Annotated in this window: 21 protein-coding genes; all 21 read left to right on the top strand. The window is 44.5% G+C overall.

What is annotated here, in order from left to right:
* The first annotated feature begins 133 nt into the window (after nucleotides 1-133).
* The 21 genes from CVD19_RS01545 to mtrB all read left to right on the top strand — a co-directional run bounded on the left by CVD19_RS01545 (nucleotide 134) and on the right by mtrB (nucleotide 18454).
* Nucleotides 134-1099, top strand: coding sequence for an asparaginase (locus CVD19_RS01545; protein ID WP_101580109.1), 966 nt, complete (start codon nucleotides 134-136; stop codon nucleotides 1097-1099).
* Nucleotides 1100-1240: 141 nt separating this feature from the next.
* On the top strand, nucleotides 1241-1912 hold the full coding sequence (gene prsW, locus CVD19_RS01540; protein ID WP_101580108.1) for a glutamic-type intramembrane protease PrsW: 672 nt from the start codon (nucleotides 1241-1243) through the stop codon (nucleotides 1910-1912).
* Nucleotides 1913-2029: 117 nt separating this feature from the next.
* Nucleotides 2030-2869 carry a spore cortex-lytic enzyme gene (gene sleB, locus CVD19_RS01535; protein ID WP_101580107.1) on the top strand — a complete coding sequence of 280 codons (840 nt, stop codon included), beginning with the start codon at nucleotides 2030-2032 and terminating at the stop codon, nucleotides 2867-2869.
* 12 nt (nucleotides 2870-2881) lie between these two features.
* Nucleotides 2882-4231 (top strand): germination protein YpeB, encoded by a 1350-nt coding sequence (ypeB, locus tag CVD19_RS01530; RefSeq protein ID WP_101580106.1) that lies wholly within the window; start codon nucleotides 2882-2884, stop codon nucleotides 4229-4231.
* A gap of 529 nt (nucleotides 4232-4760) precedes the next feature.
* On the top strand, nucleotides 4761-5420 hold the full coding sequence (locus CVD19_RS01525) for a flagellar brake protein (protein ID WP_101580105.1): 660 nt from the start codon (nucleotides 4761-4763) through the stop codon (nucleotides 5418-5420).
* A gap of 64 nt (nucleotides 5421-5484) precedes the next feature.
* On the top strand, nucleotides 5485-5667 hold the full coding sequence (locus CVD19_RS01520; protein WP_101580104.1) for a YpfB family protein: 183 nt from the start codon (nucleotides 5485-5487) through the stop codon (nucleotides 5665-5667).
* Between the two features lie 154 nt (nucleotides 5668-5821).
* Nucleotides 5822-6496: a (d)CMP kinase gene (cmk, locus tag CVD19_RS01515; protein ID WP_101580103.1), complete on the top strand. Its 675-nt coding sequence runs from the start codon at nucleotides 5822-5824 to the stop codon at nucleotides 6494-6496.
* 2 nt (nucleotides 6497-6498) lie between these two features.
* A complete protein-coding gene (locus CVD19_RS01510) occupies nucleotides 6499-7083 on the top strand; it encodes a lysophospholipid acyltransferase family protein (RefSeq protein WP_101580102.1) in 585 nt (194 codons plus the stop codon).
* A 158-nt stretch (nucleotides 7084-7241) separates the two neighbouring features.
* Nucleotides 7242-8381 carry a 30S ribosomal protein S1 gene (gene rpsA / locus CVD19_RS01505; protein ID WP_101580101.1) on the top strand — a complete coding sequence of 380 codons (1140 nt, stop codon included), beginning with the start codon at nucleotides 7242-7244 and terminating at the stop codon, nucleotides 8379-8381.
* 12 nt (nucleotides 8382-8393) lie between these two features.
* Nucleotides 8394-9452: a type 2 isopentenyl-diphosphate Delta-isomerase gene (fni, locus tag CVD19_RS01500; protein WP_101580100.1), complete on the top strand. Its 1059-nt coding sequence runs from the start codon at nucleotides 8394-8396 to the stop codon at nucleotides 9450-9452.
* Nucleotides 9453-9551: 99 nt separating this feature from the next.
* Complete coding sequence (locus CVD19_RS01495) at nucleotides 9552-10160, top strand: YphA family membrane protein (RefSeq protein ID WP_101580099.1); 609 nt, start codon at nucleotides 9552-9554, stop codon at nucleotides 10158-10160.
* Nucleotides 10157-11047, top strand: a complete 891-nt coding sequence (locus CVD19_RS01490; protein ID WP_101580098.1) for a YIEGIA family protein — start codon at nucleotides 10157-10159, stop codon at nucleotides 11045-11047. The genes CVD19_RS01495 and CVD19_RS01490 overlap by 4 nt, the downstream gene beginning before the upstream one ends.
* Nucleotides 11044-11229 (top strand): capping complex subunit for YIEGIA, encoded by a 186-nt coding sequence (locus tag CVD19_RS01485; protein ID WP_101580097.1) that lies wholly within the window; start codon nucleotides 11044-11046, stop codon nucleotides 11227-11229. Before CVD19_RS01490 ends, CVD19_RS01485 begins: the two co-directional genes overlap by 4 nt.
* Nucleotides 11230-11378: 149 nt before the next feature.
* A complete protein-coding gene (der, locus tag CVD19_RS01480) occupies nucleotides 11379-12689 on the top strand; it encodes a ribosome biogenesis GTPase Der (RefSeq protein WP_101580096.1) in 1311 nt (436 codons plus the stop codon).
* A 16-nt stretch (nucleotides 12690-12705) separates the two neighbouring features.
* Nucleotides 12706-13764, top strand: coding sequence for an NAD(P)H-dependent glycerol-3-phosphate dehydrogenase (locus tag CVD19_RS01475; protein ID WP_101580095.1), 1059 nt, complete (start codon nucleotides 12706-12708; stop codon nucleotides 13762-13764).
* Nucleotides 13765-14018: 254 nt separating this feature from the next.
* A complete protein-coding gene (locus CVD19_RS01470; protein ID WP_101580094.1) occupies nucleotides 14019-14216 on the top strand; it encodes a DUF2768 domain-containing protein in 198 nt (65 codons plus the stop codon).
* A gap of 32 nt (nucleotides 14217-14248) precedes the next feature.
* Complete coding sequence (locus CVD19_RS01465) at nucleotides 14249-14959, top strand: hypothetical protein (RefSeq protein WP_101580093.1); 711 nt, start codon at nucleotides 14249-14251, stop codon at nucleotides 14957-14959.
* Between the two features lie 246 nt (nucleotides 14960-15205).
* Nucleotides 15206-16684 (top strand): stage IV sporulation protein A, encoded by a 1479-nt coding sequence (gene spoIVA, locus CVD19_RS01460; protein ID WP_101580092.1) that lies wholly within the window; start codon nucleotides 15206-15208, stop codon nucleotides 16682-16684.
* A 386-nt stretch (nucleotides 16685-17070) separates the two neighbouring features.
* Nucleotides 17071-17343, top strand: a complete 273-nt coding sequence (locus CVD19_RS01455) for an HU family DNA-binding protein (RefSeq protein ID WP_101580091.1) — start codon at nucleotides 17071-17073, stop codon at nucleotides 17341-17343.
* A gap of 243 nt (nucleotides 17344-17586) precedes the next feature.
* Nucleotides 17587-18153, top strand: a complete 567-nt coding sequence (folE, locus tag CVD19_RS01450) for a GTP cyclohydrolase I FolE (protein WP_101580090.1) — start codon at nucleotides 17587-17589, stop codon at nucleotides 18151-18153.
* 70 nt (nucleotides 18154-18223) lie between these two features.
* Nucleotides 18224-18454 (top strand): trp RNA-binding attenuation protein MtrB, encoded by a 231-nt coding sequence (gene mtrB, locus CVD19_RS01445; RefSeq protein ID WP_101580089.1) that lies wholly within the window; start codon nucleotides 18224-18226, stop codon nucleotides 18452-18454.
* Nucleotides 18455-18690: the final 236 nt, after the last annotated feature.

The following is an 18690-nucleotide window of genomic DNA, read 5'->3' as shown; positions in this document are numbered from 1 at the left end:
TGAAGCAGACTGGATATCAGTCTGCTTGTTTTTTTCTCTCATCTTTTCTGTATGAAACAACTTTTCGATTTTCGCCATATCTGGTCATTGATAGGCAGCTTTATGTACAATAGAAATAAGGAAGGTGAGATAGTTGAAGAAAAAGGTGTCGTTGATTACTACTGGAGGAACAATCGCGAGCAAAGAAATATCAAAGGGTTTGTTGGCTTCTGGAGCCATGACAGGGGAAGAACTGGCTGAACTCTGTAAACTGCCTGATGATATAGAAGTGAAAATTGTCAATGCGTTTCAGCTGCCGAGTATGCATATAGATTTTGAAAAAATGTCTATTCTCAGAGATGTGATTTTGAAAGAACTTCAAGACGAATCAGTCTCCGGTGTGGTAGTTACGCATGGAACAGATACTCTCGAAGAAACAGCTTATTTTCTTGATCTCACAATTAGTGATGGCAGACCGATCGTGGTGACAGGTTCGCAGCGGTCTCCCCAGGATGTCGGAACAGACGTTTATTCCAATTTAAGAAATTCTATCTATGTAGCCGTTAATGACATTCTGCATAGTGTCGGTGTCGTGGTTGTATTCAACGAACGAATATATTCAGCAAAATATGTCAAGAAAGTGCATGCATCAAACCTCCAAGGCTTCGAATCTTTCGGATATGGTTATTTAGGGATTATCGATAATGACATTGTAAGCATCTATCAGAAACCTGTTCAAAGGGACTGTTATGAGCCGATAGCTGATTTGCCAAGGGTGGATATTGTGAAGTGCCATACAGGTGCAGACGGGACGTTTATTGAAGCGTCTATCAGGGCTGGAGCGAAGGGGATTGTACTGGAGGGAGTTGGCAGAGGACAGGTTTCTCCTTATATGATGGATGCAATAAAAAGGGTACTGGAAATGAATATCGCGCTCATTGTCACTACCAGTGCTGAAGAAGGAAAGGTGTATCCGTCATATGGCTATTACGGAAGTGCCTATGATCTACAAAAGCAAGGTGCCCTTTTAGGTGAAGATTACGACAGCAAAAAAGCCAGGATTAAATTAGCTGTCCTCCTGGCCACGAAAGAAACAATCGAACAATCCGATTTCCGGTAATAGGATAAATTACATGATGGAACGATGCAGAACCGAAATTAATAATGCTTACAATAAAATGGAAGATAGTAACCGATAATGCATTTAATTTCTCCCGATATCGTGATACGATTAATAAAAAGAAGTGAAAAGAGGACAGCTATGCTGGGGATTGTGACTGCCGGGGTGGCCCCCGGACTTGCTTTGCTAAGTTATTTCTATTTAAAGGACCAATACGGCTCAGAGCCGTTGCCAATGGTGTTCAAAACTTTTTTGCTTGGCTTGCTCCTTGTATTTCCGCTCATGTTCATCCAGTATGTTTTTCAGGCGGAAGGCATATTTCGCGGAGACTTTTTGAATGCATTTGTATCTGTCAGCCTTCTTGAAGAATTTTTTAAGTGGTTTGTACTGTTTTATGCTGTATTCCAGCATGTGGCCTTCGATGAGCCATATGACGGGATTGTGTATGGGGCTTCCGTTTCACTGGGCTTTGCGACTGGAGAAAACATCTTATATCTTGTAGGAAACGGTCTCGAATACGCGATCGGCCGGGCGTTGCTGCCGGTTTCAAGCCATGCCCTGTTTGGGGTCATCATGGGTTATTATCTAGGGAAAAGCAAATTTACTGGGCAGGCAAAGAAGAAATGGATCATGTTGTCCTTAATGATGCCAATTGTGCTGCACGGAGTTTATGACTATATATTACTGACATTAGAGGATTGGTTTGTGCTAATGGTTCCTTTCATGGTGTTCCTCTGGTGGCTTGGCTTGAGAAAAGTCAAAATGGCCAGGATATTAAGTGCCCGCCACTTTCAAAAACAATACCCTGTTTAACGAACTCTTCATTTATCGAAAATGAGGGGTTTTTTCTTTTTCTGAATAAAACTTCTTCTTTTACAAAAAATAGGCTTATTCTATCAAAGTTTAACAACGTGGGGGTTGCTGTCAACAATGAAGAGTTTTTATTCGGTTTTGAAAATCGTTGGGTTAATATCCCTTTTAATCGGGCTGGTACCTGCCAGTGGCTTAGAACACAGGGCCAAGGCATTCACAAATCAGGTCCTTCAGCAGGGTGCGGTCGGTGATGATGTCATCGAGCTTCAGGCCAGGCTTCAGTACGTCGGTTTTTATAATGGCCAGATTGATGGTGTGTTTGGATGGGGAACATATTGGGCGCTCAGAAATTTTCAATATGAATTTGGCCTGCCGGTCGACGGTCTTGCTGGCTGGGGCACAAAGCTCAGGCTGGCCCGTGCTTCCCAATATGATGAGCAATATGTAAGAGCGAATATGGGCAGGGAGAATTTCAGATACCGCGGGGGAACGTTCAGGAGAGGACGGGGAGGCGGCGGAGGGGCAGCTGCCGCAAAGCGTCGCCAGGCTGCACCACGAAAAGGGACGGCCAGGACGACCGCCTCCAATACACCGAACGGATTTTCACAGAATGACATCCGGCTGATGGCAAATGCAGTGTATGGTGAAGCACGAGGAGAACCCTACATAGGTCAGGTCGCAGTAGCGGCAGTTATTTTGAATCGTGTTCAGAGCGCCAATTTTCCGGATACAGTGTCGGGAGTTATATTTGAGCCTCTGGCTTTCACAGCGGTAGCAGATGGACAGATTTGGCTAACGCCAAATGCCAACGCGAGGAAGGCAGTCATGGATGCCATAAATGGCTGGGATCCGACCGGCAATGCTACTTATTATTTCAATCCGGCAACTTCGACCAGTAAGTGGATATGGAACAGGCCGCAGATCAAGCGGATTGGGAAACATATATTTTGCAGATAGGGGTGAGCTAATTTGATTCGAGGAATTTTGATTGGCGTGCTAGCAGTAGCACTCATTGGTACTGGTTATTGGGGTTACCAGGAACACCACGATAAGAATGTTGTTCTGCAAAACGCAGAAAACGGTTATCAGCGTGCGTTTCATGACCTAGCATACCAGGTGGACATACTTCATGATAAAATCGGTACGTCACTGGCGATGAATTCACGTTCATCTTTGTCACCATCGTTGGCGGAGGTCTGGAAAATCACTTCAGAAGCACATAATGATGTGGGACAGCTTCCACTGACCCTTCTGCCATTCAATAAAACTGAGGAGTTTCTGGCGAATATCGGGAACTTCAGCTATAGAGCAGCTATCCGGGATTTAGATAAGGAACCTCTGTCAGACAAAGAATACCAAACTTTGCAAACACTGTATAAACAGTCTGCCGATATACAAAATGAGTTGAGGCGGGTTCAGCACATGGTAATTGCAAATGATCTCAGATGGATGGATGTAGAAGCCGCTCTTGCTGCCGGGAATGAACCTGGTGATAATACCATTGTCAACGGCTTTAAGACGGTAGAAAAAACAGTAGAGGGTTACACGGAAACAGAGTTTGGGCCAGCTAATGTGAATATGCAGAAACCGGATGAAAATTTTAACCGAGTGACAGGAAGCAAGATTTCAAAAGCGGAAGCTGTTCAGATCGCTAAACGATATGCGGAGCTTGGAAACGATGCGAACGTCAAGGTTGTTGAGAACGGAAAGGGTTCCGATTTTGGATTTTTCAGTGTTTCAGTTGAAAATCCTAAAAGTCGTGAGGAGGTCAATATGGATATAACTAAAAAAGGAGGCCATCCTATTTGGTTTATCCATAGCAGGGATGTAGGGAAACAAGCGATAAGCCTGAATGATGCCAGTAACCGGGCGAGCCATTATCTGAAACAAAATGGGTATAACGACCTATCCCTTCTTGAAAGCGCACAATATGACAATGTCGGCATGTTTACCTTCACGAGTGTTCAGGATGGAGTCAGGATATATCCGGATTCAATCAAGGTCCAGGTTGCACTTGATAACGGGAAAATAACAGAATACTCCGCTGACGATTACTTAAGGTCCCACCGGGACAGAAATATCGAAAAGCCGGCGATTTCTGCCCAGGAAGCCAGGGCAAAGCTGAATAAAAACGTGAAAGTGATGGAAGAAAGGCAGGCAGTGATCGTAAATGATTTAAATGAGGAAGTGCTATGCCACGAATTCATGGGTGTATTGGGAGATGACACTTTCCGGATTTACATCAATGCGAAAACCGGCGACGAAGAAAAAGTGGAAAAGCTGCAAAATGCAGAGCAGGCCTATACTGGTGCAGGTTAAGGAGAAGCCAAGCGGCTTTTCCTTTTTTCATTTGTTTTGACAAATTTTTGTGGAATTAGAATATGTGCTTCTCCCCACTCCATTGGATGAAACAGCTGTTAGGCAAAATGAAGAAATTCAATAGCGCATGGTCGATTAGACCCTCTCTGATGGACAAAATTAACGAACATTTCTCTTGCAAGGACGATTAGCCCCGCCCTAATGGACAAAACGAGCGAACATTTCTCTCGCAAGGACGATTAGCCCCGCTCTAATGGACAAAACAAACGAACATTTCCGGCGCAGGGACGATTAGCCCCGCTCAAATGGACAAAACAAACGAACATTTCCGGCGCAAGGACGATTAGCCCTGCCCTAATGGACAAAACGAATGAACATATATAGTATAAAGTAGAATACACCCCCTCATCTGGACAATACAAACGCAATTGATTGCGTAAAGCCATCTTACAGTTTTCGAATTTTAAATGTATAATAAAATGACAGAATGTAATTTCATAAATATAAGGGAGAGCGTGGTTTAACATCCATGATAAAAATCGGGGATACGATCATACTGGAATCTGATTATACTGGTAAAATTGAAAAGTATAAATGCAAACTCACTGAGAAAATAGGCAATGACCTCTATGTCGATTATCCAATAAGCCTCGTTACAAACCGGACGGTGTACCTTCTCGAAGGGACATCACTGCATGGCACATTTGCCGCGAGTGACGGCACCCATTACTTTTTTGAAACCGAGGTTAAAGGGAGAAAAAAGGAACCGTTTCCGACGCTGGTCCTGTCTTATCCGGGAAAAGAGTTCTTGATAAAAATACAGCGCCGGCAGTTTGTCAGGATTGAAACAGCGGTAGATGTGGCCGTACATCCGCGTGAATCGGAATTTGCCCCGTTTACAGCTATTACGGATGATATAAGCGCTGGCGGCGCCGCGCTCCTTGCCGGAAAAAATATTAAACTGCATGCGGGTATGCAGATAGATTGCCTGTTTGTTTTACATATGCAGAATGGTGTATGCGAGTACAAAAAATTCAAGAGCAAAATTGTCAGAATCATAGAAGCAAGCGAAACGATGAATAAAATCTCACTCCAATTCATTGGTACGTCAGACACCGACAAACAACTTTTATTGCGGTTTTGTTTTGAGAGGCAGCTTGAATACAAGAAAAAAGGGCTGCCAGTTTAAATCGAATAATAAATCCGTTTGTGTCCAATAATGGAAATAAAACAATTTGAGAGGATTCAGGCGGATGAAGTCGGTTGAAAGAATCATAATGAAGATTGTCATCGTGCAATTTATTTTTTTGTTGATCGCCCAGCTGTTTTTCCACAAGTTCAATGCGTTTCCGGAGTTAAGGGAAATCACGCAATACGAAGGCATAAGCAATAATGATTTCACGGAAATACTGGAAACTATAAGAAACAGCCAATGAGCAGGGAAAAACTCATCCTGCTTCTTTTTTATTGCCAAAATCGCGAAGAGAAAAAATTACTGGTTATTTAAAAGTTGAAATTGTATTCTTGTGTTAAAATAAGAAAGATTAAAAGTACCATGTTGAAACACCTAGAAGGGTAACAGGAGGCATTATGGACAGGAAAATTTCAATAGCAATTGACGGACCTGCCGCAGCGGGCAAAAGCACGGTTGCCAAAATTGTGGCAGAGCAGCTTTCATACATATATATTGATACAGGTGCCATGTATCGTGCTCTAACATATAAAGCATTGCAAATGGGCGTCGATTTAGAGGATGAAACGGCACTTATATCTATGTTGCACGAAACAGCGATCCAGCTTCATCCGGGCGAGAACGGCCAGCGTGTCGTACTGGACGGAACTGATGTTTCTATCCAGATCCGATCAGCCGAAGTGACCAATAGCGTTTCAATTGTAGCCAGGCATGAACAAGTACGAAAAGAAATGGTGAAAAGGCAGCAGGCGTTTGCGAAAGCAGGCGGAGTAGTCATGGATGGCCGTGATATAGGGACGCATGTCCTGCCGGATGCTGAAGTAAAGGTATTCCTGCTAGCGAGCGTTGAGGAGCGGGCACAGCGGCGGCACGACGAAAATCGTGAAAAAGGTTTTCCTTCTGATTTGCAAAAATTAAAAGAAGAGATCGCACTCAGGGATAAACTGGATTCTGAGCGGGAAGTGGCTCCATTAAAAAAAGCGGAAGACGCGGTTGAAATTGACACAACATCTTTGACAATCCAGAAAGTTGTCGCAGAAATCATGAAATTAGCGCTCGAAAGGATAGGTTGAAATTGTCTTTTTATTCTTTTGTAAAAACGGTAGTGTACGGGGTTTTGAAACCACTGTACAGGATAGAAACAATCGGGAAAGATAACTTCCCTGCCAAAGGTGCAGTCCTGCTTTGTGCCAACCATATTGCCTTGCTCGATCCCCCGGTTGTCGGGATTACGGCACCAAGGCCGGTTCATTTTATGGCTAAGGATGAAATATTCTCGGTTCCGCTTCTTGGCAAACTTGTCAGCAACCTGAACGCTTTTCCTGTGAAACGGGGCATGAGCGACCGGGAGGCGCTGAGAAAAGGGCTTTCAATTTTAAAAGATGGAAAGGTTTTAGGATTGTTTCCAGAGGGAACAAGAAGCAAGACAGGTGAACTAGGGCAAGGCCTTGCAGGGGCAGGATTTTTTGCTCTGCGCTCAGATGCATTGATAGTCCCGTGTGCTGTCATTGGCCCATATAAACCATTCAGCAAGCTAAAAGTGGTGTATGGAAAGCCTGTCGACTTCACTGGTCTCCGTGAAAAAAAAGCGGCCGCGGACGAAGCCACTGAATTAATTATGAAAGAAATCCGCAAACTTATTATAGAGCATAAATCATAAATAGGGGTTCTTGCTTGACAAACAAGGCCTTTTGTAAGAAGTTAGTAAAAAAGAGTTTTTTTTGAATATTCGCTAAGAATCTTTAACGGATGTTTTCTATGTGGTGTCCGCATCACATCATATATATTAGGTGCAGTTTGGATTAAGGAGGAGTACATATGACTGAAGACATGAATGAAATTGAGGTTCAGAATTTCGAAGTAGGTGACCGCGTAAAAGGGCAGGTTACTAAAGTGGAAGAAAAGCAGGTTCTTGTGAATATTGAGAACAGCAAACTAGACGGAATCATCCCAATCAGTGAACTATCGAGCCTTCACGTCGAAAAAGCGGGGGATGCTGTCGCTGAGGGAGACCAGCTTGAGCTTGAAGTGCTGAAGGTCGAAGAAGAAGCTTTGATTCTTTCGAAACGGAAAGTGGATGCTGAAAAAGCCTGGGACGAACTCCAGCAGAAATTGGATAGCGGCGAAGTCTTTGAAGCTGAAATCAAAGATGTAGTCAAAGGCGGCCTAGTCGTTGATCTTGGGGTGCGCGGATTTGTTCCTGCTTCACTTGTCGAATCCCATTTCGTCGAGGATTTTTCCGATTATAAAGGCAAAAGCCTTACTTTTAAAATCGTGGAGCTCGACAAGGACAAAAACCGCCTGATCCTCTCCCACCGGGCTGTTGTCGAGCAAGAGCAAGGAAAACGCAAGCAGGAACTCCTGGATTCTTTACAGTCCGGCCAGGTGCTGGAAGGTACAGTCCAGAGGATTACCGATTTCGGTGCGTTCGTGGACATCGGTGGAATAGATGGGCTGGTGCACATATCCCAGTTGTCACATGAACATATCGAAAAGCCATCAGATGTTGTTCAGGAGGGACAAAGCGTCCAGGTGAAGGTGTTAAGCGTTGACCGTGACAACGAACGGATTTCGCTTTCCATTAAGGAAACATTGCCGGGCCCTTGGTCCAATATTGAAGAAAAAGCACCTAAAGGAAGCACCCTTGAAGGCACAGTCAAGCGGCTCGTTTCATACGGGGCGTTTGTTGAGGTGTTCCCAGGCGTGGAAGGTCTCGTCCATATCTCACAAATTTCCCATAAACACATTGGCACCCCGCATGAAGTGTTAAAAGAAGGCCAAAAAGTCAAGGTCAAAGTGCTTGATGTAAATAAAGATGAGCAGCGCCTCTCCCTTAGCACGAAAGAGTTTGAGGAAAGGGAAGACCAGCGAGCGGTGGATTATGAGCTCCCGGAAGAATCAAAGGGCTTCCAGTTAGGAGAAATGATCGGGGATAAGCTTAAAAATTTAAAACAATAACGGTGATGGATCGTGTCTAGATCAAAAAGAAAATGGGATCATATACGGCTGGCCCTGGAAACGGGGCTGGCTCGCACGAACGGTTTTGCCGATGTCACTTTTGTTCATCAGAGCCTCCCTGATTCCTCACTGGACGCAATCGATTTGCAAACCAAAATTGGCGAACTTTTATTAAGTTCGCCAATTTTCATCAATGCAATGACAGGCGGAGGCGGGGAAAGGACATTTGAAATAAACCGGAACCTTGCCATTGCTGCCAGAGAAACGGGCTTGGGAATGGCTGTTGGATCACAGATGTCCGCCATCAAGGATCCGCTGGAGCGAAAAACTTATGAAATTGTCCGAAAAGAAAATCCTGGTGGGATCATCCTTGCCAATCTCGGCAGCGAAGCTACTGTTGATCAGGCAAAACTTGCGATTGATATGATTGAGGCAGATGCCCTGCAAATACATTTGAATGTTGTGCAGGAGTTGGCCATGCCTGAGGGTGACCGCGATTTCAGGAATGCCCTGAACAGGATTGCTGATCTTGCCGGTTCATTGGATGTCCCGCTCATTGTAAAAGAGACCGGATTCGGCATGGGCATGGAGACGGTAAAATCTCTCCTGACTGCCGGGGTCTATGCTGTCGATATCGGCGGTTTCGGGGGAACCAATTTTGCCAGGATCGAAAACAGGCGCGGGAACCGGAGTCTTTCATTTTTTGAGGATTGGGGTATCACTGCCGCTGCTGCGATTGTAGAAGCACGGAGTTGCCACTTCAATTTGCCTTTGATCGCATCGGGAGGTATCCAAACGGGCATGGATGTTGCCAAAGCCATAGCCTTGGGTGCGGATGCGGCTGCAATTGCTGGAGTGTTTCTAAAGACTTTGGTCGAAGACGGATTAGAAGCACTAATTGAAGAAATTTCGCTGATCCAGGAGGAGCTTGCGATCATTATGACGGCCCTGGGAGCAAAAAAATTACGTGATTTGCACAATTCTCCACTTGTCATTTGGGGCGAAACATACCATTGGCTTGAACAGAGAGGCATCAATACAAAATCGTACAGCCAAAGAATAAAAAAGTGAAGTTTCCTCATTCGGAAGCTTCTTTTTTATGCTCTTGCACTGTAAATGAGTTTAAATTACATATCGGGCAGCCATAATGGAAATGATAGGAGGTAGAACATGGAAGAAGGCCTTATCTTTTATTGGTGTACATGGGCTGCATGGATATGGACAACCTTTATGATGGACAAAAAGAATGCCGGCCGTCTAAAGTACTCGGTGATGCTGCTTTTGTTAATCATCCTCTCGCCTTATACAGCCGGAATTCATGGCATCCAGGTACATATGTCCGCACTTGTTCTCATTGTTTTTATACAGTTGGAAACATTCAGGCTAAAAAGATCTGAGACCCTTTATATAGCTATATCCGCACTGATTGTCATGCTTGCGCATGTGAACTTCCTGCTGTTTGAACTGTTTGATCCAGTTTGGGTTATTTTCAAACGTGAGTGGATGGCAGGAATATGTATGAGTGCATTAACGATCATTCTGCAATCAAGCAGACAATTAAGACTCGTGACATTGTCGGCAGGGCTTCTTCAAGGCGAAATACTATTTGCGATCATTATAAGAAAATTTGGGTTCCCGCATCCCATTGCTTCACCGGCATTTTTAGATGCGGCGTGCATTGCAGCGGTTATCATCATTGCCTGGTCTGGAATGGAACAATTTTCTGCGTCATTTAGCAAAATGGACCAGGTGGAAAGGGAGAAACAGAGATCCTCATGAATGAATACACTTTGCCGATCTCGTTTGGCGTTACAGTCGGGACGATTGCCAGGCTGTTCATGCTGAGGACGGATTACCGGCAATACCCTACTTATTTGCACGGGAAGATCATACATATTGCGCTTGGATTTATTGCGGCTGGGCTTGGGGCAGTTGCAGTGCCTGCCATTATGGAAGAGGAATTCACGGCAATCACCTTCCTGACACTTGCAGCCTCACAATTCCGGGAAGTCCGGAATATGGAAAGAAACACGCTGACAGAAATGGACAGCCACGAGCTTGTTTCCAGGGGTAAAACATATATTGAAGGAATCGCTGTTGCATTTGAAAGCCGCAACTATATTGTTATTTTTGCTTCGTTGATAAGCACGTTTTTTTATTTGGCGGTTAATATTTGGGCAGGCATTGCTGCGGGCTTGGCCGCATTAATCGTGGCAAGGCAGCTTATGGCCGGAGGGAAATTGAAGGACATCGTGGACATTGAGTTTATTGAACCAAGATTTGTCGGGCCCGGGCTGTATGTAGATAACATTTATATCATGAATATAGGCTTGCCCGAAAGGCAGAAGGAAGTATTGAAATATGGAATGGGTTTTATTTTAAAACCTAAAAATTTCAATGCCCGTTCAACAATTGCGAATATCGGCCAAAGGCAGGCTGTATTACATGATTTGTCAACAGCTTTGGGGGTGTATCGCGATACGGGCACTCCGGCACTGGTTCCGCTTGCCAAACGGGATCTTGATGATGGCAGGGTCGGCGTGTTTGTCCTGCCACAGGAACGCGATGTGAATAAAGCCATATCCATTCTCGGCAATGTCCCGATTCTTGAAAATGCGATAAGGATGCCTGGAGAAAAAAGGGTGAAAGGAAGAAAACGCCAGTGACACTTGAAAAATTCATCCTTGCTGCCATTACAACAAATCCAAAGAAGGTTCCGGCCGGGACCGCTGTATTTTATTGTGATTCAAAAAAAGAAATGGAACAAATCGCAGCAAGCCTGGAAGCCATTCTTGACGGGATTGCACATTCCTTGACCGAAGAATTGTTCGTCATTGTTAAACATTGAACAGGGACATGGCTTGCGGTACGGCTCTATCATTTGATAAACTGGTTAAGCCAGACCCTTCTTGCCTGAGAAGGGTTTATTTTGTACGTTAGCAAAATTAAACGAATTGGCGCTGTAAAAAAATAAACCTTAATGAAAGGGTGAAGTTCATGGCGAAACCAGTAGTGGCAATTGTTGGCCGCCCGAACGTTGGGAAGTCGACAATTTTCAACCGAATCGTTGGTGAACGAATTTCCATAGTAGAAGATATCCCCGGTGTGACGAGGGACCGGATTTACAGTTCCGGCGAGTGGCTCACACATGATTTTAATATAATTGATACAGGCGGAATTGAAATTGGTGATGAACCGTTCCTTGAGCAGATACGCCAGCAGGCCGAAATCGCAATCGACGAAGCAGACGTCATCATTTTTCTGACAAATGGCCGTGAGGGTGTCACAGGCGCAGATGAGGAAGTCGCGAAAATCCTGTACCGTTCAAATAAACCGGTTGTTTTAGCGGTCAATAAAGTGGACAATCCCGAGATGAGGGACCAGATTTATGACTTTTATGCACTCGGGTTTGGAGAGCCAGTCCCGATTTCAGGTTCCCACGGCCTTGGGCTTGGTGACCTGCTTGATGAAGTGGCAAAGCATTTTCCAAAAAGGGAAGCCCGCGATGACGATGAGGATACAATCAAATTTTCTTTAATCGGACGGCCGAATGTCGGGAAATCATCGCTCGTCAATGCCATTGTTGGCGAAGAGCGGGTTATTGTAAGTGATATTGCCGGCACGACTAGAGATGCGATCGACACTGAAGTCACTTATAATGGCCAGAAGTATATGATCATTGATACAGCTGGCATGAGGAAAAAAGGCAAGGTTTACGAAACGACTGAAAAATACAGCGTACTGAGAGCGCTTCGTGCAATTGAAAGATCCGATGTGGTTCTTGTTGTGATCAATGCCGAAGAGGGAATCATCGAGCAGGACAAACATATTGCCGGTTATGCCCATGAGGCAGGGCGTGCTGTTGTAATTGTTGTCAACAAGTGGGATGCAATTGAAAAAGACGAAAAGACGATGAAGGAATTTGAACAAAATATCCGGGAGCATTTCCAATTCCTCAGCTATGCACCAATCGTCTTCCTGTCGGCAAAAACGAAGAAACGGATCCATACATTGATGCCTATGATCAATTTGGCGAGCGAGAACCATTCGATGCGCGTTCAGACTAATGTCTTGAATGATGTGATTATGGACGCTGTCGCAATGAATCCGACTCCAACAGATAAAGGCCGCAGATTAAAGATCTTTTATACAACACAGGTTGCAGTGAAACCGCCTACCTTTGTAGTTTTTGTCAATGAACCAGAGCTCCTGCATTTCTCGTATGAACGTTTCCTTGAAAACCGGATAAGGGATGCATTTGGATTTGAAGGTACGCCCATCAAGCTATTTGCCAGGGAGAGAAAATAAAAAAGGTGTGGTGTTTATGGAACGGACGACAGATAAGGTTGCAGTGATTGGTGCAGGAAGCTGGGGAACTGCTCTCGCCATGGTACTTGCAGACAACGGCCACGAAGTCAGGTTATGGGGCCATAACCCGGAACAAATTGAGGAAATCAATGAACGGCACACGAACAAAAAATACCTCCCGGGCATTACACTGCCAGAAGCAATAAAAGGATTCTCAAGCTTGCGTGAGGCTATGTCCGATATAGAACTGATCATTCTTGCCGTGCCCACGAAAGCAATTAGGGACGTATTGCGAAAGATCGTCGATGTACATAACCGCCCGATGACGATTGTGCATGTCGGCAAAGGTATAGAGCCGGACACATTGCTCAGAATTTCAGAGATGATCGAAGAGGAAATGCCGGCACATCTGCTTAATGCCGTAGTAGTGCTTTCGGGACCAAGCCATGCTGAAGAAGTCAGCCTCCGGCATCCGACTACTGTTACCGCCTCATCCAAAAATATGGACGCGGCAGAACGGGTGCAGGATTTGTTTATCAACCACAACTTTCGGGTCTATACCAATGCCGACCTTGTGGGGGTTGAGATTGGCGGTGCCTTAAAAAATATCATTGCACTCGCGGCAGGTATTTCAGACGGGCTGGGGTACGGAGATAATGCAAAAGCGGCCCTGATTACAAGAGGGTTGGCAGAAATCGCCCGCCTCGGCGTTAAGATGGGGGCCAGCCCGCTGACTTTTTCAGGGCTGACAGGGATCGGAGATTTAATCGTGACCTGTACGAGTGTACATTCTCGCAATTGGCGCGCAGGGAATATGCTTGGCAAAGGCCAAAAGCTTGATGAGGTCCTGAATAATATGGGTATGGTAGTGGAAGGGGTAAGAACGACAAAAGCAGCTTATCAGCTGGCAAGCAAATACGATGTGAAAATGCCGATCACACAAGTATTGTATGATATCTTATTTAATAACGTGGACCCGAAAAATGCTGTCGATGATTTAATGACGCGGAGAAGGACACACGAAATGGAGGACCTCGCAAATATTCTTGATGACAGAATTATTGACGGGGAATAAACGAAATAGCAGTAAAATCTTATTGATATAGGCATTCGATGATGCGATTTACTTTTTATGCGCATACAATGCAACGAAGCAAACTGGTGGTTTGAACCGGGTGTTTGGGTGATTTAGTCAAATTTCGCTGAAGTAAAGATGTCTGCCCCTTCTTTACTTCAGTTTTTTTTGCTTACAAAAAGGGACATGCTACTTTTATCGCCCGTATAGCACACAGTATGTTATAATACTTCTCGAAAAAGGGAGTGGTATATTTGTCGCCGGCATTATTAAAGATGTGGATATCCTTCATTGGAATGGGATGTATGGCTTTATCGCTAGTTTCTCTTTACCTGAGCCGTTATAAATTAAAGGGAGTCTTTAAGCTGTTAACCGCCGTCATTGCTTACATTCTGATGATTGCTGCTGGCCTGATTATCTTTTTGGTAGTATTCAGCGGGCCGACAACCTAATCATAATCTACTAGATTAAAGGATTGGTATTTATGAAAAATACACGCATTTTCCTGGCCGTTCTCCTTTCTGCCATTCTCCTTTCAGGGTGTATGTATCCGAAAGAGAACCTCAGCCAGAATACAGTCCCCTATAAAGAACAGTTGGAGACGGTTCAAAAAGCGGTTGACCAGTTCCAGGATGCGAATGGCGGTATATTGCCAATTAAAACGAAAGATGCAAAAACACCGGTCTACCAAAAATATCCGGTCGATTTTCAAAAAATATCACCATTGTACATGCCAGAACCACCGGGGAATGCTTTTGAGAGCGGCGGGATTTTTCAATATGTCATCATTGATGCTGAAACAGACCCGACTGTGAAGCTATTGGACCTGCGAATGGCTGATGCTATCCGTGAGTTGAATTTGAGGATAAAGTCCCATAAGTACCCGCCATTTAAAGACCAACTGGCAAAGAATGTATTCACATTGGATTATAAAAAGCTTGGCTATAAAGAAGAGCCTGTGTCGGTAAGCCCGTTCACCAACCAAAATCTGCCCTTCGTCATTGATGGACAGGGAGATATTTACGTGGACTACCGAAGTGATCTATACCAAAAGATGCAAAAGCTAAAAACAGACCTGAAGCCTGGGGAGGACATCCGGCACATCCTGGTTGGAGACTCTATGTTCGTGCCTGCGTATTCTCTGCCTTATACTATTGATCCTTCCGGCAACGAACCAATCTTTTTAGAGAATTAGTCATAACCCTTCTACTACAAAATATATTGTAGGAGAGGGGTTTTCTTTTTGCCATGAAAATTGGCAAAAGATACGGAAGATCAGGGCGGCGCCTCCATTCACACTCTTCGTGATTTTATATAGGGGGGTAAAAAAAAATAAAAAAATGTCATATCACTATAGGACAATGTCATAAACATATACTGTCCCAGAATACCAATAAGGATGATATTTTTCCCACTAACTCTATGATCGGGAGGGGATCACTTGGAAAAGGTAGATATTTTTAAAGATATTGCCGAGCGGACGGGCGGCGATATTTATTTAGGGGTTGTTGGAACCGTCCGGACTGGCAAGTCTACTTTCATAAAAAAATTCATGGAGCTGGTTGTTTTACCGAATATAAACAACGAAGCCGACAGGGCCAGAGCCCAGGATGAATTGCCGCAAAGTGCTGCGGGCAAAACGATCATGACCACTGAGCCAAAGTTTGTTCCCAACCAGGCGGCAAGCATCCATGTTGATGAGGGCCTTGATGTAAATATCAGGCTTGTCGATTGTGTCGGTTACACAGTGCCAGGTGCAAAGGGGTACGAGGATGAAAACGGCCCGCGCATGATCACGACCCCCTGGTATGAGGAGCCGATTCCTTTCCATGAGGCTGCTGAGATTGGCACAAGGAAGGTCATCCAGGAGCACTCTACCATCGGAGTTGTCATCGCCACTGATGGCACTATTGGTGAAATCCCCCGCCATGATTATATCGAAGCTGAGGAAAGAGTGATTGAAGAATTAAAAGAAGTCGGGAAGCCGTTCATCATGGTCGTGAACAGTGTGCAGCCCTACCACCCAAACACTGAGGCGCTGCGTGCACAACTGGCTGAGAAATATGACATCCCTGTCCTGGCAATGAGTGTTGAAAGCATGCGGGAAACGGATGTACTGAATGTACTCCGGGAAGCGTTATACGAATTTCCGGTGCTTGAAGTAAACGTGAACCTCCCGAGCTGGGTCATGGTCCTCCGCGAAAACCACTGGCTCCGCGAAAGCTACCAGGAAGCCGTTAAAGAAACTGTAAAGGATATCAAGAGATTAAGAGATGTTGACAGAGTGGTGCATCAATTCAGTGATTACGAGTTTATTGACCGTGCCGGGCTGGCGGGGATCGAAATGGGGCAGGGCGTGGCTGAAATCGACCTGTTTGCCCCGGATGACCTATATGACGACATCCTGAAAGAGATTGTAGGGGTGGAGATTCGCGGCAAGGACCATTTGCTTGAATTGATGCAGGATTTTGCCTATGCAAAAGCGGAGTATGACCAGATTTCCGATGCACTGAAAATGGTGAAACAAACAGGATACGGCATCGCTTCTCCTTCCATGTCTGACATGAGCCTGGAGGAACCGGAAATTATCCGCCAGGGCTCGCGCTTTGGGGTCCGGTTAAAAGCAGTCGCGCCCTCCATACACATGATTAAAGTGGATGTGGAATCTGAATTTTCACCGATCATCGGAACAGAAAAACAGAGTGAAGAACTAGTCCGGTATCTGATGCAGGATTTTGAAGAGGATCCACTTTCTATCTGGAATTCCGATATATTTGGAAGAAGCCTCAATTCCATCGTAAGGGAAGGCATTTCTGCCAAATTGTCATTGATGCCGGAAAATGCCCGATATAAGCTGAAAGAAACGCTGGAAAGAATCATTAATGAAGGCTCCGGCGGCCTGATAGCCATCATATTGTAAAACGGGACTCCCTGACGCGGGGTCTTTTTTTTGCTCTATTCAGGGGCGTGATGTGTAAAAAGGCATGATTTTACCCTTAAAAAAGGGTTGACTTATTACATTTATGTTGCAAATAAGAAAACATTCCCATTATTTATTGAAATTAGCTTGATATGCATAAATGATTGTGATAATCTTTTAACAGAATTAACGTTCTGGTCTTACAAACCCTTGTTGTATAAGGGTTTGTAAGAAACAGGGAAATAAATCGACAATTTTATTTCAGAGCAACTAAAACTTGTCGACAAATTCCTCCAGTAACGTATAGAATTCATCCATTTTGTTTAGAAATGTAGTAGCAATCTATTTTCTAAAGCATATGTGATCTTTGGGAGGAGGTGAATGGCATGAACAAAACAGAACTAATTAATGCAGTTGCTGAAACTGGTGAGCTTTCCAAAAAGGATGCAACAAAAGCAGTTGATGCTGTTTTTGATTCAATCTTAAATGCTTTGAAAAACGGTGACAAGGTACAATTAATCGGTTTTGGTAATTTCGAAGTTCGCGAGCGTGCAGCCCGTAAAGGACGCAACCCGCAAACTGGCGATGAAATCGAAATCTCTGCTAGCAAAGTGCCTGCTTTCAAACCAGGTAAAGCGCTTAAAGATGCAGTAAAATAAGTACATAAGCGCTAATAGCGTTTCTGAACAGAGGCCGCGATCCAATCGCGGCCTTTTCCATGCCCAAAAACTGCATTCACCCTATCAGTAAAGGTATGGATCGGTAATTCTGTTTTGCTTACGCGGAAATGATTATGCTAATATGGAAATGTTATAATCAAACGGATTTATCTGGGTGATAAATGCCGGTGATACTTAGACAGAGGATTATAATGAAATACATAAGCTTAGGAGGAACAGAGAATGGCCACAGTCAACCGTGCCCAAATAGAAGAAGCGGTACGTTTAATACTAGAGGCAGTAGGGGAAGACCCAAACCGTGAAGGTCTGCTTGATACACCAAAGCGGGTTGCCAAAATGTATGAAGAGGTTTTTGCCGGATTGAACCAGGATCCGAAACAATATTTTGAAACAATCTTTGGTGAGGACCATGAAGAACTGGTATTAGTGAAAGACATTCCTTTTTATTCTATGTGTGAACACCATTTAGTCCCGTTTTTCGGCAAAGCACATGTTGCTTACATCCCCCGTAACGGGAAGGTAACTGGTTTGAGCAAACTGGCCAGGGCGGTCGAAGCCGTTGTCCGCAGGCCACAGCTGCAGGAAAGAATTACATCCACGATAGCAAACGCCATCATGGAAAAGCTTGAGCCGCACGGAGTGATGGTTGTAGTAGAAGCAGAGCATATGTGCATGACAATGCGCGGCGTGAAAAAACCTGGATCTAAAACGGTAACTTCAGCTGTTCGCGGAACCCTTGCTGAAGATGTCAATGCCCGTTCAGAGGTTTTATCACTTATTAAAGAGTGATATATGTTTTCAAGGCAGAAAGGCTGCGTGTTGGCCTTCCAGCTTGAATACTTAGCAAAGGGTGGAAATAATGGATAAAAAAGCTGCCAGTTCCGACTATATTGTGATTAAAGCGGTTGAAGACGGAGTCAATGTCATCGGACTTACGAGAGGGACAGATACCCGCTTCCACCACTCTGAAAAACTGGACAAAGGAGAAGTGATGGTTGCCCAGTTTACAGAGCATACCTCTGCAATTAAAATACGGGGACAGGCCCAGATCCTGACTGCCTTTGGTGCAGTGCAGAGTGAAAAAAAATAAAGGCACAACCCTTTAATCATGCCAGGAGCATAAATCCGACTATTTTGTTAGCAAATCAAAGCTGATTTAAGTGCAAATGTTTATTATTTTTCGTTAAAGCAGCCCATCCCTAAGCCATATATGATATAATTGTGCTGCCTTGTAAGGTTCGGTACAAAGGGATTATCGCTTTATAAAGGCATTTTTTTTATGTCCGTTTTCATTTCGACATTTTTTTCAGCCGGACCAGGGAAATC

It is taken from the genome of Bacillus sp. T33-2, assembly GCF_002860205.1.
GTDB lineage: Bacteria > Bacillota > Bacilli > Bacillales > Cytobacillaceae > T33-2.
This window is presented reverse-complemented; position numbering and strand designations above follow the sequence as displayed.

Coding starts and splice junctions, on each gene's coding strand:
- prsW (WP_101580108.1), top strand. CDS start 1,241: ATGCTGGGGATTGTGACTGCCGGGGTGGCCCCCGGACTTGCTTTGCTA.
- sleB (WP_101580107.1), top strand. CDS start 2,030: ATGAAGAGTTTTTATTCGGTTTTGAAAATCGTTGGGTTAATATCCCTT.
- CVD19_RS01525 (WP_101580105.1), top strand. CDS start 4,761: ATGATAAAAATCGGGGATACGATCATACTGGAATCTGATTATACTGGT.
- CVD19_RS01520 (WP_101580104.1), top strand. CDS start 5,485: ATGAAGTCGGTTGAAAGAATCATAATGAAGATTGTCATCGTGCAATTT.
- cmk (WP_101580103.1), top strand. CDS start 5,822: ATGGACAGGAAAATTTCAATAGCAATTGACGGACCTGCCGCAGCGGGC.
- rpsA (WP_101580101.1), top strand. CDS start 7,242: ATGACTGAAGACATGAATGAAATTGAGGTTCAGAATTTCGAAGTAGGT.
- CVD19_RS01495 (WP_101580099.1), top strand. CDS start 9,552: ATGGAAGAAGGCCTTATCTTTTATTGGTGTACATGGGCTGCATGGATA.
- CVD19_RS01490 (WP_101580098.1), top strand. CDS start 10,157: ATGAATGAATACACTTTGCCGATCTCGTTTGGCGTTACAGTCGGGACG.
- der (WP_101580096.1), top strand. CDS start 11,379: ATGGCGAAACCAGTAGTGGCAATTGTTGGCCGCCCGAACGTTGGGAAG.
- CVD19_RS01475 (WP_101580095.1), top strand. CDS start 12,706: ATGGAACGGACGACAGATAAGGTTGCAGTGATTGGTGCAGGAAGCTGG.
- CVD19_RS01465 (WP_101580093.1), top strand. CDS start 14,249: ATGAAAAATACACGCATTTTCCTGGCCGTTCTCCTTTCTGCCATTCTC.
- CVD19_RS01455 (WP_101580091.1), top strand. CDS start 17,071: ATGAACAAAACAGAACTAATTAATGCAGTTGCTGAAACTGGTGAGCTT.
- folE (WP_101580090.1), top strand. CDS start 17,587: ATGGCCACAGTCAACCGTGCCCAAATAGAAGAAGCGGTACGTTTAATA.
- mtrB (WP_101580089.1), top strand. CDS start 18,224: ATGGATAAAAAAGCTGCCAGTTCCGACTATATTGTGATTAAAGCGGTT.